Source organism: Streptomyces sp. NPDC092370 (genome assembly GCF_044755265.1).
Lineage (GTDB): Bacteria > Actinomycetota > Actinomycetes > Streptomycetales > Streptomycetaceae > Streptomyces.
Genome location: NZ_JBIVQO010000010.1, coordinates 249,177 through 261,680, shown reverse-complemented (window position 1 = coordinate 261,680; position 12,504 = coordinate 249,177). Strand labels below are relative to the sequence as shown.

General features: G+C 73.3%; 10 protein-coding genes and 2 pseudogenes. 9 read left to right on the top strand and 3 right to left on the bottom strand.

The window, feature by feature from the left end:
* Positions 1-83: 83 nt before the first annotated feature.
* Both ACIQHQ_RS28065 and ACIQHQ_RS28060 read left to right on the top strand, forming a co-directional pair.
* Positions 84-830 (top strand): MBL fold metallo-hydrolase, encoded by a 747-nt coding sequence (locus ACIQHQ_RS28065; RefSeq protein WP_402616678.1) that lies wholly within the window; start codon positions 84-86, stop codon positions 828-830.
* 41 nt (positions 831-871) lie between these two features.
* Positions 872-2,104 carry a DUF4032 domain-containing protein gene (locus ACIQHQ_RS28060; protein ID WP_402616675.1) on the top strand — a complete coding sequence of 411 codons (1,233 nt, stop codon included), beginning with the start codon at positions 872-874 and terminating at the stop codon, positions 2,102-2,104.
* A 13-nt stretch (positions 2,105-2,117) separates the two neighbouring features.
* On the opposite strand, the gene ACIQHQ_RS28055 is transcribed toward ACIQHQ_RS28060, so the two are convergent.
* Positions 2,118-2,999: a universal stress protein gene (locus ACIQHQ_RS28055; RefSeq protein ID WP_402616673.1), complete on the bottom strand. Its 882-nt coding sequence runs from the start codon at positions 2,997-2,999 to the stop codon at positions 2,118-2,120.
* Between the two features lie 190 nt (positions 3,000-3,189).
* On the opposite strand from ACIQHQ_RS28055, the pseudogene ACIQHQ_RS28050 reads away from it, so the two are divergent.
* The 4 genes and pseudogenes from ACIQHQ_RS28050 to ACIQHQ_RS28035 all read left to right on the top strand — a co-directional run.
* A pseudogene (locus tag ACIQHQ_RS28050) lies at positions 3,190-3,539 on the top strand (response regulator); the annotation flags it as partial.
* Positions 3,532-4,152, top strand: a pseudogene (locus ACIQHQ_RS28045) (sensor histidine kinase); the annotation flags it as partial. The pseudogenes ACIQHQ_RS28050 and ACIQHQ_RS28045, both read left to right, overlap by 8 nt.
* Complete coding sequence (locus ACIQHQ_RS28040) at positions 4,149-4,502, top strand: UBP-type zinc finger domain-containing protein (protein ID WP_402616670.1); 354 nt, start codon at positions 4,149-4,151, stop codon at positions 4,500-4,502. The pseudogene ACIQHQ_RS28045 and the gene ACIQHQ_RS28040, both read left to right, overlap by 4 nt.
* A gap of 91 nt (positions 4,503-4,593) precedes the next feature.
* Positions 4,594-7,530, top strand: coding sequence for an ATP-binding protein (locus ACIQHQ_RS28035; RefSeq protein ID WP_402616668.1), 2,937 nt, complete (start codon positions 4,594-4,596; stop codon positions 7,528-7,530).
* Between the two features lie 11 nt (positions 7,531-7,541).
* Here the strand turns inward: ACIQHQ_RS28035 and ACIQHQ_RS28030 are convergent, their stop codons facing one another.
* Both ACIQHQ_RS28030 and ACIQHQ_RS28025 read right to left on the bottom strand, forming a co-directional pair.
* Positions 7,542-8,780, bottom strand: a complete 1,239-nt coding sequence (locus ACIQHQ_RS28030; RefSeq protein WP_402616665.1) for an SGNH/GDSL hydrolase family protein — start codon at positions 8,778-8,780, stop codon at positions 7,542-7,544.
* 41 nt (positions 8,781-8,821) lie between these two features.
* Positions 8,822-9,181 carry a hypothetical protein gene (locus ACIQHQ_RS28025; protein WP_402616662.1) on the bottom strand — a complete coding sequence of 120 codons (360 nt, stop codon included), beginning with the start codon at positions 9,179-9,181 and terminating at the stop codon, positions 8,822-8,824.
* Between the two features lie 169 nt (positions 9,182-9,350).
* Here ACIQHQ_RS28025 and ACIQHQ_RS28020 point away from each other — a divergent pair, with 169 nt between their 5' ends.
* The 3 genes from ACIQHQ_RS28020 (at position 9,351) to ACIQHQ_RS28010 (ending at position 12,424) form a co-directional block, all read left to right on the top strand.
* On the top strand, positions 9,351-10,028 hold the full coding sequence (locus ACIQHQ_RS28020) for an AIM24 family protein (protein ID WP_402616659.1): 678 nt from the start codon (positions 9,351-9,353) through the stop codon (positions 10,026-10,028).
* Positions 10,029-10,235: 207 nt separating this feature from the next.
* Positions 10,236-11,291 (top strand): tetratricopeptide repeat protein, encoded by a 1,056-nt coding sequence (locus ACIQHQ_RS28015; RefSeq protein WP_402616655.1) that lies wholly within the window; start codon positions 10,236-10,238, stop codon positions 11,289-11,291.
* 74 nt (positions 11,292-11,365) lie between these two features.
* Positions 11,366-12,424: a polyprenyl synthetase family protein gene (locus ACIQHQ_RS28010; RefSeq protein WP_402616652.1), complete on the top strand. Its 1,059-nt coding sequence runs from the start codon at positions 11,366-11,368 to the stop codon at positions 12,422-12,424.
* Positions 12,425-12,504 lie beyond the last annotated feature (80 nt).

Below are 12,504 nucleotides of genomic sequence, written 5' to 3'. Positions count from 1 at the left end.
ACCCGGCGCCTTCGTCCGCCACCGGGTCTGCTTTCCTTCTCCCGTCGAGCCGGTACCGGCAACCACCCAGGGCGGGGCGAAGCATGCGGGCGGACATACACCACGTCGCGGACGGCACCTACCTGGTGCACGGTTCGAACACCAACTGGGTGATCCTCACGGAAGGGGACGCCGTCACACTGGTCGACACCGGCTACCCCGGTGACCGGGAGCAGGTCCTCGCCTCCCTCGCGCAGGTGGGCGGCTCCCCGGAGGCGGTCGTGGCCGTGCTGATCACTCACGCGCACAACGATCATCTGGGTTCCGCCGAGTACCTGAGCGCCGCGTACGGCACACCCGTCCATCTCCACGAGGCCGAAGTGCCGCACGCCCGCCGCGACTTCCTGCACCAGGTCTCCGTCGGGACGGTGCTGAGGAACGGCTGGCGGCCGGGGGTGCTGCCCTGGGCCGTGCACGCGCTGCGCTCGGGCGGCACGGCCCATGTCCCGGTCACCGCTCCGCGGGCGTTCCCGACGGCGGGCGCCCTGGACCTGCCGGGACGGCCGGTACCGGTGCACACGCCGGGCCACACCGACGGGCACTGCGCCTACCACCTGCCCGCCAGCGGTGCGCTGATCTCCGGGGACGCCCTGGTCAGCGGGCACCCCACCTCGCGCGTCGAGGGGCCGCAGCTGCTGCCGGACATGTTCCACCGTGAGCGGGCGCGCGCCCTCGCCTCCCTGGACGTCCTGGCCGGGCTGGAGGGCGATCTGCTGCTCCCCGGGCACGGGCCGGTCCACCGCGGGCCGGTGCGGGACGCCGCGCACCGGGCCCGGGAACGCGCCCTTTAGAGTGAGGCGACGATCGGCGGCGAGACAAGGACACCCGGCGCATGGCACTGCAGATCAGCGCGACGAACCCCGAGCACCCCGCGCTCTTGCTGGAACTGCCGTGGCACCTGCCCCTGGAGGACTGGCCGCAGGAGTACCTCGTCCCGCTGCCGCGCGGCATCTCCCGGCACGTGGTGCGCTACTCCCGCGCCGGCGAGGAGGTGATCGCCGTGAAGGAACTGGCCGAGCGGCCCGCGCTGCGCGAGTACGAGCTGCTGCGCGACCTCGACCGGATCGGCATCCCCGCGGTGGACCCCTTGGCGGTGGTCACCGGCCGCACCGACGAGAGCGGCGCCCCGTTGGAGAGTGTCCTGGTCACCCGGCACCTGGGCGGCTCGATGCCGTACCGCTCGATGTTCGAGACCACCATGCGACCGGCCACCATGCACCGGCTGATGGACGCGCTCGCCGTGCTCCTGGTACGACTGCACCTGGCCGGGTTCGCCTGGGGCGACTGCTCGCTGTCCAACACCCTCTTCCGGCGCGACGCGGGCGCCTACGCCGCGTACCTGGTCGACGCCGAGACCGGTGACCTGCATCCGCAGCTCAGCGCCGGGCAGCGCGACTACGACCTCGACCTCGCCCGGGTGAACATCAGCGGGGAGCTGCTGGACCTGGAGGCCTCCGGGGCGCTGCACCCGTCCGTGGACCCGATCGAGTTCGGCATGGAGATCTGCGCCCGCTACCGCGGCCTGTGGGACGAGCTGACCCGGGCCTCCGTCTATCCGGCCGGCAAGTACCACTACATAGAACGCCGCATCCGCCGGCTGAACGACCTCGGTTTCGACGTCGCCGAGATGCAGATCGAGCACGCCTCGAACGGCGACACGGTCAGCTTCGTGCCGAAGGTCGTCGACGCGGGCCATCACCAGCGGCAGTTGCTGCGCCTGACCGGTCTGGACACGGAGGAGAACCAGGCCCGGCGGCTGCTGAACGACCTGGAGAGCTGGATGGCGACCCAGGACGACTACGCCCCGGGAGACCCCCTCGGCGCCCGTCCCGAGGTGCTGGCCCACCGCTGGGTGCGGGAGGTGTTCCGGCCGACCGTGCGGGCCGTGCCGCTCGAACTGCGCGGTGCGATGGACCCGGCGGAGATCTACCACCAGCTCCTCGAACACCGCTGGTACATGTCCGAGCGGGCCCAGCACGACATCGGCATCGAGACGGCCGTCGAGGACTACATCAAGAACATCCTGCCCAGGGCGCGCAAGACGCTCCAGCCGACGGCGGAGTGAGCGACCGGAGCCGTCACCCGTGCGGCACCACCGCCACCGGGCAGTCCGCGTGGTGCAGCATCCCGTGCGCCACCGAGCCGATGCGGGCGCCGACGGCCGTGCGGTGGGCCCGGCGGCCGACGACCATCAGCTGGGCCGTCCCGGCCACCGACAGCAGCACCTGACTCGCGCTGCCCATCTCCACGTGCTCCTCGACCGGCACGTCCGGGAAACGCTCCCGCCAGGGCCGGACCGCTGCGGACAGGCTCTTCTTCTCGTACGGCTCCAGTCCACCGGCCTCGTCGAGCAGCTTCAGCGAGCCGGGACTGTAGGCGAAGACGGGCGGCAGGTTCCAGGCACGTACGACCCGCACGGTCGCCCGGCGCGCGGCGGCCGTCTCGAAGGCGAAGCGCAGCGCGTCGGCGCTGTCCTCCGGGGCGCCCTGCTGACCCACGACGATCTCGCGCCCGGCGGCCTCGGAGGAGGGCTGGTCGCCGGCCCGGACGAGCACCACGGGCCGGGTGGCCGCGGCGATCACCTGCTGGCCGACCGAGCCGAGCAGGAACCCGACGATGCGGCCGTGCCCGCGCGAGCCGAGCACCAGCGTCTCGGCGTCCGCCGCGGCGGCGACCAGGGTGTCGGCGACCGCGCCCTCGATGACATCGGTGGTCACCGCGAGGTCCGGATGCCGTCCGCTGACGGTCCCGACGGCCTCGGCGACCGCGCTGTGCGCCCACTCGGCCTGGCTGTCCGCGTCGCCCTCGATCCCCGCCGCGAGCGCCTCGCGCGGCTCCAACCGCCAGGCGTGCACCACGCGCAGCGGCCGGTCGCGCCGTACCGCCTCCCGCGCCGCCCAGCCGAGGGCCGCGAGGCTCTCCTGCGATCCGTCGACCCCTGCGGTGATCGGGCGTGTCATCCCGCTGCCTCCCTTGTCGCGATCACTACGTGCCGCTGCTCAGTCTCCCCTACCCCTGGTGGGGCCCACCCCGGCGGAGTCGATCTGCGGATCGGAGCACCGCGCGGCGATCGAACATACGATGGGCGGAGGTGGGTGCGGTGCCCCGGGGACGCCGCGCCGTGAGTCGACCGCCCGGTGTGGGGGACGTATGGCGCAGGCCGCCGACGCGGTGCGGTCCGTGATCATGACCGTGGACGACGATCCGGGGGTCTCCCGGGCCGTGGCCCGGGACCTGAGGCGGCGGTACGGCGCGTCATACCGGATCCGTGCGGGCGGAGTCCGGGGGGTCCACGCTGGAGGTGCCGCGGGAGCTGAAGCTGCGCGGCGATCTCGTGGCCGTCGTCCTGGCCGGCTACCGGATGCCGCAGATGAACGGCATCGAGTTCCTCGAACAGGCCCTGGACGTCCACCCGGGCGCGCGACGCGTGCTGCTGACCGCGTACGCGGACACGAACGCCGCGATCGACGTCGTCGACCTCGACCACTATCTGTGGACCAGGTGGCGGCGGCGCTGGACGAGGACAACCTGCCCAGCGCGATCGGGTGGCTCGACCACACCGTCGAGACCGAGTCGCCGATGGACGAGATCACCGGCTCGACCCCGCGCATCTCGCACCTCGTCGAAGCGGTGAAGCAGTACTCCCGGCTCGACCGGGCACCCTTCCGGCACGCCGACGCGCACGAACTCCTGGACTCCACCCTGCTGATGCTGTCCGGCAAGATCGGCAAGCAGATCGAGGTCGTCAAGGACCACGACCGTACGCCGCCGAGGATCCCGGCGTACCCCGCGGAACCCAACAGGTGTGGACGAACCTCATCGACAACGAGCGGGGAGGGGGCGCTGACCGTGCGGACGGCTCCGCAACACGACCGGTTGCTGGTGGAGTTCCGGGACACGGGCGTCGGCATCCCGGCGCAGGACCGGGAGCGGACCTTCGATCCCTTCTTCACCACCAAGCCGGTGGGCGAGGGGAGCGGGCTCGGACTCGACATCTCCTGGCGGACCGTGGTCACCAAGCATGACGGGAGCATCCAGGTGGAGTCAGAGCCGGGGGGCACGCGTTTGCGGGTACAGCTTCCGCTGACAGCCCTCGAGGAGGAGTCCGCATGAGTGGCGAGAAGGGGATCGACCCGAAGGTGCCGCCGAGCGGCAGCGGGTGCGCGGAGTGTGACGCGTCCGAGGGGTGGTGGTTCCACCTGCGGCGGTGTGCGCAGTGCGGACACGTGGGGTGCTGTGACAGTTCTCCGGCGAAGCACGCGACGGGGCACTTCCGGGAGACCGGGCACCCGTTCGTGCAGAGCTTCGAACCGGGTGAGGACTGGTACTGGAACTTCGAGACGAACGAGTTGTACGAGGGTGGGCCGGAGCTGGCCGAGCCGGTGAGTCATCCGGTCGATCAGCCCACGCCGGGGTCGGCGGGACGGGTGCCGGCGGACTGGGCCGAGGTGGTGCGGGCCTAGGAGCCCGGGGCTGTCGCGCCGGTCGCGGCAGCTCGTTGTTTCCTGGCTGGTCGCGCGGTTCCCCGCGCCCCCGAACGAGAAGGTTGGTTCTGTGCAGCAGGCCCCATCGGCCGCGCCCGTTGTCGGGCGGGACGCCGAACTCGCCCGGCTCTCCGGCGTGCTGGAGCGTGCCCGAGGCGGTGAGACCCGGGCGGTGTTGATCGCGGGGGACGCCGGCGTCGGCAAGACCCGGGTGCTCGACGAGGTTGGAGGGAGGGCCGCCGCAGCGGGCATGACCGTGATCACCGGGCACTGTGTCGATCTCGGGGATGTCGGACTGCCCTATCTGCCGTTCACCGAGATCCTGGGGGTGCTCGCCGCCGACGAGCGGTTCTCGGGTGCCCTGGGCGCTCATCCGGTGGTCGAGCGGCTGCTGGGGGCAGGGACCGGCTCCGTGCGGGACGTGGACGGGCGGTTGCGCCTGTTCGAGGGGATGACGGGGCTCTTGGCCGAGGTCGCCGAGGTCGCGCCGCTGCTGCTCGTGCTGGAGGATCTGCACTGGGCGGATCAGTCGTCGCGGGATCTGCTGCGGTTCCTGCTGGGCCGTGGTGTGCTCCGGCACCGGCTGGCGGTGTTCGCCTCGTACCGGGCCGACGACCTGCACCGCCGGCATCCGCTGCGGCCGCTGCTGGCGGAGCTGATCCGGCTGCCCGTGGTCGAGCGGCTGGAGCTGCGGCCGCTGGCCGACCCCGACGTGGACCGGCTCGTGCGGGCCCTGGGGCGCGGGCCGCTGCCGGACGCCACGGTGCGGCGGATCGTGGAGCGGGCCGAGGGCAACGCCTTCTACGCGGAGGAGTTGTTCGCCGCCACCGACACCGAGTCGGGCGGAGTGCCCAGCGGGCTCGCCGATGTGCTGCTGATGCGCTTCGAGCAGCTTCCCGAGACCGCGCAGCGGGTGCTGCGGACCGCCTCCGTCGCCGGGCGCCGGGTGGAGCACGATCTGTTGCGGGAGGCGGCCGGGCTGCCGGAGGCGGAGCTGGAGTCGGCGTTGCGGGAGGCGGTGGGGCGGCAACTGCTGGTCGCCGGGAACGACGACACGTACTCGTTCCGGCACGCCCTCGCCCGCGAGGCCGTCTACGCCGATCTGCTGCCCGGGGAGCGGGCGCGGCTGCACGGCGCGTTCGCGCGGCTGCTCGCCGGGCGCGGCCGGCGCCCCGAGAGCGCGGCCGAGCGGGCCCACCACTACCGGGAGAGCCACGACCTCGCCGAGGCACTGGCCGCGTCCCTGGAGGCCGCCGATCACGCCCAGCGGGTCGGTGCGCCGGCCGAGGAGCAGCGGCATCTCGAAGCGGCCCTGGACCTGTGGCCGGCGGTCGGTGCCGAGGCCCGGCCCTCGGGAGGGTGCGTCGACCGGGTGACGCTGACACTGCGGGCGTCGGCGGCGGCCGCGCACGCCGGGGAGCTGCACCGGGCGGTCTCCCTCACCCGGTCCGCGCTGGCGGAGCTCGGCCAGGACACCGACTCCGAGCTCGCCGCGCGGGTCCGCTACACCCTCGCCGGGAACCTGCTGAGCGTGGACAGCCTGACGGCGGCGTTCGCCTACAGCAACGAGGCCCTGGCCATGATCCCCGAGGAGCCTCCGTCGCATACGTGGGTGTGGGCGGCGGCCACTCATGTCCTGGCCGCACGCCACGTCGGGGAGAACGAGACCGCGCTGAAGGTCGCCCGGCGGGCCCTCAGGGTGGCCGAGCGGCTGCGGGTGAGCGACGCCCAGGCGGACCTGCTGATCTCCCTGGCCGTATTCGACGGCGAGGGGCGGCGCGGCCCGGAGGGCCGTCAGCGGTTGATCAAGGCCCGGGAACTGGCCAGGAGTTCGGGCAACGCGCCCGTGGAACTGCGCGCCCTGTTCAACCTGGCCATGGGCTGTTACGAGTCCGGCGCCCTGGCGGAGTGCGTGCCCTGGCTGACCGAGGGCCTGGACCGGGCCCGGCGCGCCGGTCTCCTGTCGTCGCCGTATCCGCTGGAGATGCGTTACCTGCGACTGCTGGTGCTGAACGTGCTGGGCCGCTGGGACGAGTGCGTGCGCGCCGCGGCCGCCGACGCCGAGGTGCTGCCGGCCGCCGGCCGGTACACGGCCGGTCCCGCGCTGTACGTGACGCTCGCTCGGGGTGACTTCGTGGCCGCCGACCGGGCCCGTGCGCTGCTGGAGGGGCCATTCGACTGGATGGCCACCCTGGTCGCGGGCATCGTGCTCACCGACGCGGCGGCGCTTCGCCAGGACCCGGAGGACGCGGTGCGGTGGATGCGGTCCACGGTCTCGGCCCTCACCGACGAGACGGGCGCCCGCCCGGACGTCACGGTACGGCTCGCCGCGCTGGCGCTGTCGGCGGTGGCCGACGCGGCCGTCGGGCAGCGACTGGCCGGCGACGAGGCCGGCGCCCGTCGCTGGACGGACACCGCGACCGAACTGGTGGAACTGGCGCGCACCATGGCCACCCGTGACGACGGCACGCCGCAGGGCCCCGAGGGGCAGGCGTGGCTGGTCCGGGCCGAGGCCGAGTGGATCAGGGCCGCCGCGGGGCCGGACGCGACGGCCGTCTGGGAGAAGGTGGTGACGGCGTTCGGATACGGCGACGTCTACGAGCGGGCGCGGTGCCGGCTGCGCTACGCCGAGGCCCTGGTGACGGCCGGGCGCCGTGAGGAGGCGGCGGCCGAGACCCGGGAGGTCCGGGAGACCGCGGACCTCCTCGGCGCGAAGCCGCTGCGGGAACAAGTGGACGCCCTGATCCGTCGCGGCCGGCTGTCAAACCGGCCGGCCGGCGACGTCCGGGCCGCCGTCCTCACCGCCCGCGAGCAGGACGTGCTGCGGCTGCTCGCCCTGGGGCGCAGCAACCGGCAGATCGGTGAGGAGTTGTTCATCAGCGGCAAGACGGCGAGCGTGCACGTCTCCAACATCCTGGCGAAGCTGGCCGCGTCGAGCCGGGGCGAGGCCGTGGCGATCGCGTACCGGGAGGGCCTCATCGCCCCGGAGCCGTCGACGTCCGGCTGATTCGACAGACCCTAGCCCGTCCCGCAGTCGAGGGTCTTCGGATCGACGGCGTCGGCCATCGCCTGCATTCCCTTGTCGTTGGGGTGCAGATGGTCGCCGCCGTCGAACGCGGGGAGGATCCGCTCGGAATCGTCGGGGCTGCGCAGGACGCGGTCGAAGTCGGCGACCCCGTCGAACTCGCCGCTGTCGCGGATGAAGGCGTTGACCCGCTGCCGCACCGCTTCCCCCGCGGGGTCCCACTCCTGCCAGCCCTTGAAGGGGGCGATCGTGGCGCCGACGACGCACTTCCCGGCGGCGTGCGCCCGGTCGATCAGCCGGCGGTAGCCGGCGATCAGCCCGGCACTCTTGGCGCCGGGCTCGGCCTTGATGTCGTTGACTCCCTGGAAGAGGAACACCGTGCGCACGCCCGGCAGCGAGAGCGCGTCCCGCTGCAGGCGGTTCAGGGTGCTCTGCCCGGGGCCGTCCAGGAGGACCCTGTTCCCGGCGATGCCCGCGTTGGCCACCCCTTCGACCGTGGCGCCGGCCGTGCTCAGGCGGCGGGCCAGGTAGTCGGGCCAGCGACGGTCGCGGTCGGTCGTGGACTGCCGGCCGTCGGTGATGGAGTCACCGACGGCGACCACGGCTCCTGTCTCCTTGCGCGGCCGCACGGTGACGGCGTCGAGGTAGAACCACGAGCCGGTCCGCTGCTTCCAGTGGGCCGCGCCCTCCTCCGCGGTGTGGTCGCCTTCGGTGGTGTACGACGTCTGCATCGCCATCCAGTGCCCGGTGAGCGTGCCGCTCGCCCGGGACACGTACAGGCTGACGGCGAGAGTGCGCGCGGCGGGGACGCGGCCGGGCAGCGGGTCGCTGTAGACGATGCCGCCGGCGGGGACGGTGACGGAGCGGGCCCCGCCGAAGGTCAGGCGCCTGTTGCTGCCGGGGACGAGCGCGGCGCCGTCGCGTCGCAGACCGGCGTGGGCGTTGCCGAAGGTCACCGGCCGGTCGCCGAAGGCGTTGGACAGCCGCACCCGCAGGCCGCTGCCGCCGACGCTGGTGTGCACCATCAGCCGGTAGCCCCGGCCGTCGGCCGCCTCGCCGACGTGGTGGGCGGAGGAGGCCCAGGTGACCACGCCGTGCCCGGCGGCTGTCGGACCGCTGGACGTCGGGCTCGGCTGCTCGCCGGGTGCCGTGCCGGTCCCGCAGCCCAGCGCGACACAGGTGGAGAGGGCGGCCAGGGCGGCGCGCCGGCGAGGGCGTGCGGTGCGGGGCATCGTCGGTGCTCCTTCGGCCGGTCGGTCGTGTGCGCGCGGGGTCACTGGGCGAGGTGTCGGAGGGTCACGGAGCCGCCGGGCGCGAGGCTGATCCTGCGGGTCGTCCCGGCGTACGCCACCGTAGTGGTGCGGCCGCCGAGGCTGTGCGGGGTGGCCTGGACGGGCGTACCGTTCGGCCGGCGCAGGCCGAGGACGAGGCCGGCGCCCCGGACGCGGCCGTCACCGGCCCAGGCCTTCGGGAGGGCGGGCGGCGACCCGACGTGCCCCGGTCGCGACTGGGCGAGCATTTCGATCATGGCGACCGGAGTACCCAGGTGGGCGCCGATCTGAAGGATGCCGCGGTTCCGCTCCACCTCGTGGATGCCGCAGGGGTCGAAGACGGTGTCGTTGTCGCCGGTCACATCCTCCGGCCCGGCTTCACCCACATCGCCATCGGCTGCGCCGACGGCGGCCGCGCGGGTATGTACTGGACGCAGCTCTTCGCGGTTGACGCCGGCGACCGCGCGAGCTCAACCGCCCCTTCCTCGCACGATCTTGGCGGAGCGAGACACTCCGCGCGAGGATGCCCGTATGAAGGGTGATCTCTTTTCCAGTGAGCACATGGTGCAGCCGGCCGTAGCGCCGGGCATGACGGTCGAGAACGCCAAGTGCATCCGGTACACGGTGAACGGCGAGATGATCGCCCGGCAGGGCGCGATGATCTCCTATCGCGGCGACCTCCAGTTCGAGCGCAAGGGCCAGGGCGTGGGCGGCATGCTCAAGCGCGCGGTCACCGGGGAAGGGCTGCCCCTGATGGCGGTGCGCGGGCAGGGCGAGGCCTGGTTCGCGCACGAGGCGCAGAACTGCTTCGTCGTCGACGTCGAACCGGGTGACGAGTTCACGGTCAACGGCCGCAACGTCCTGTGTTTCGACGCGACGTTGTCGTACCGCATCGCGACCGTGAAGGGCGCCGGCATCACCGGCGGCGGCCTGTTCAACAGCGTCTTCACCGGGCACGGCAAGCTGGGCTTGGTGTGCGAGGGCAACCCGCTCGTCATCCCGGTCTCACCGCAGTACCCGGTGTACGTCGACACCGACGCGATCGTCGGCTGGACCGCGGGCCTGCAGCCCTCGCTGCACCGCTCACAGTCCATCGGGTCCATGCTCCGCGGCGGCTCCGGCGAGGCCGTGCAGTTGCTGCTCCAGGGTGAGGGATACGTCGTCGTCCGGCCGAGCGAGGCGGCTCCGCACAAAGCCGGTCAGCACTGAACTCCCTCCCCGAGCTCTCGGTTCACGAGCAGGGCGGGGCCCCCACGGTGATCTGCGCCTCAGAGGCAACCCGGTCCGTTCCGCCGACGTCTTGATCGGCAACAGGTGCTGCCCCGGCCTTCGGGCCGGGGCAGGTTTCCACCCTTCTATACACCCCATGTATACGCACTGTGTATACATGGGGTGCATACGGACCGAAAGGCATCGATGTACGGCAAGGCATTCGCCCCGGAGTACCAGGGCGCGCTCACCACCCTGTCCGTCAACTCCTCTCTGACCGACGTCCTGGCCGCCGGCACCGAGCAGTTGAGGGCCGCCGAGCGGGCCGGACAGCCCGGGGAGGCGGCGCGTTCCGGCCTGGCGGTGGCCGAGGCGCACCGCCGGCTGGGCCGGGTCGAGGACGCGGACCGGGCCTGGAAGGCGAGTTACCGCGCGGCCCGGCAGGCCGGCGACGTCGCCGCGATGGCCTGGGCGCTGTGGAGCGGCGGCACGCTGGCCCGGCAGCGCGGCGCGCTCCGGCTGGCCCGAAGGCTGCTCCAGCTGGCGGCCGACCTGGGCGAACGCGGCGGGGACGTCGTCGCCCGCGGCTACTCGCTGGCAGGCCTGGCGGAGACCGGCCGGATCCAGGGCGACTACGAGGCCGTCGAGCGGCTGCACGAGCAGTTGCTCGCCGAGGCCCGGCGGCGCGGGGAGGCGCGGCACACGGTGTGGGCGCTGGAGGGCATCGCGCAGATGCACCGCAACACCGGGCGCCACGACACGGCGTACGCCCTCTTCGAGGAGGCCGCCGAGATCGCCGCTCGCGCCGAGGACCGGCGCGGTCACGCCTGGGCGCTGCGCGGACTGGCCGATGTGGTCTCGGTCCGTGACGGGGACACCGAGCGGGCCCTTGAGCTGTTGAGCGAGGCGGAGACGACCTGCCGGGCGATGCGGCTGTCCAGTGCGCTGGCCTACAACCACAAGATGCGCGGCAACGTCCTGTACCGGGCAGGGCGTTACGCGCAGGCGCGCGAGCTGTACGAGCAGGCGCTCGCGGAGTTCCGCGAGATGAGCGAGCCGCGCGGGGAGGCCTTGTCCCGGCTGGGCCTCGCCAAGTCCCTGGCCCGGCTGGGCCGCGACCGCGCCGAGACGGCGGCCGAACTGGCCGACCTCGCCGGCCTGCTGGAGCGCATCGGTCTGCAGCACGCCCGCAAGATGGTGGCCCGGGCCCATGAGGAACTCGGCATACCGGCGGACGCGCGGGCGACGGAGGCGGCACGGTGACGGCGCTGCCGACGACGGTGCACGCGGCGCTCCGGGGCACCACGAAAGCCTCGCCCCCGGCCACGCGCACGCCATTGTCCCCTGGTACGGGACGAGCGGCCCGCCAGGGCGGGACACACGATCTCCTGGCCGGTGCCGACGACACGCTCCGGGTTCTCGACCGCTGCCGCGCCCTGGTCCGGCCCGCTCTGGAGGAAGCCGTCGGCCGGCTGCACCCCTGGGTCGGTGAGATGGCGGCCTATTCCTTCGGGTGGTGCGAGGTCGGTGGTGCGCCGGCCGCCGCCTCCGGCGGCAAGGGTGTACGGCAGGCGCTCGCGGTGCTCGGGGCGGAGGCGGCCGGTGCGCCCGGGCGGGCCGGGGTGACGGCGGCCGTCGCAGTGGAGTTGGTGCACACCTTCTCCCTGCTGCACGACGACATCATGGACGGCGACGTGGACCGGCGGCGCCGCGCGGCCGTGTGGAAGGCCTACGGCACGGGGCCCGCTGTGCTCGCGGGCGACGCCCTGTTCGCGCTGGCCGTGGAGACGCTCGCCGCGCAGCCGGGAGGTGGCGGGGCGGTGCGGACGCTGTCCGCGGCGCTGGCCGACCTGGTGCGCGGGCAGGCGGACGACCTGCTGTTCGCCGGTCGTCCCTGGACCGGACCGGAGCGGGTACGGCCCGAGGAGTACCGGGCGATGGCGGAGCACAAGACCGGCGCGTTGCTGGGGTGCGCCGCGGCGCTCGGTGCCGTGCTCGGCGGCGCCGGCCCCGAGACGGTCGGCGCGCTCGACCGGGTGGGCCGGCATCTGGGGATCGCGTTCCAGATCGTCGACGACGTCCTGGGGATCTGGGGCGATCCCACTGTCACCGGCAAGCCGGTCCACGGCGATCTGCGCGAGCGGAAGAAGACCTTCCCGGTGCTGGTGGCACTCGACTCCCCGGTGGGCGACCGGATCGCCGCACTCCTGGAATCCGGCGACGTGTCCCGCGCGGCGGCACTGATCGAGGAGGCGGGCGGCCGCTCGGCGGCCATGGCCGAGGCCCGGCGGCACATCACCGCCGTCGAGACAGCCCTCGCCGGAGTGCCGATGGCCGCGGGGGCCGCCGGCGAGCTCCGGTCGCTGCTCGGCTACCTGCTACGGCGCGAGGTCTGAACGAGCCGAACGGCCGCCTTCAGCACGTCCGGTGCGAGGCGCTCGGCACGGCAGGGCCGGTTCACACGCACGCACGGGCC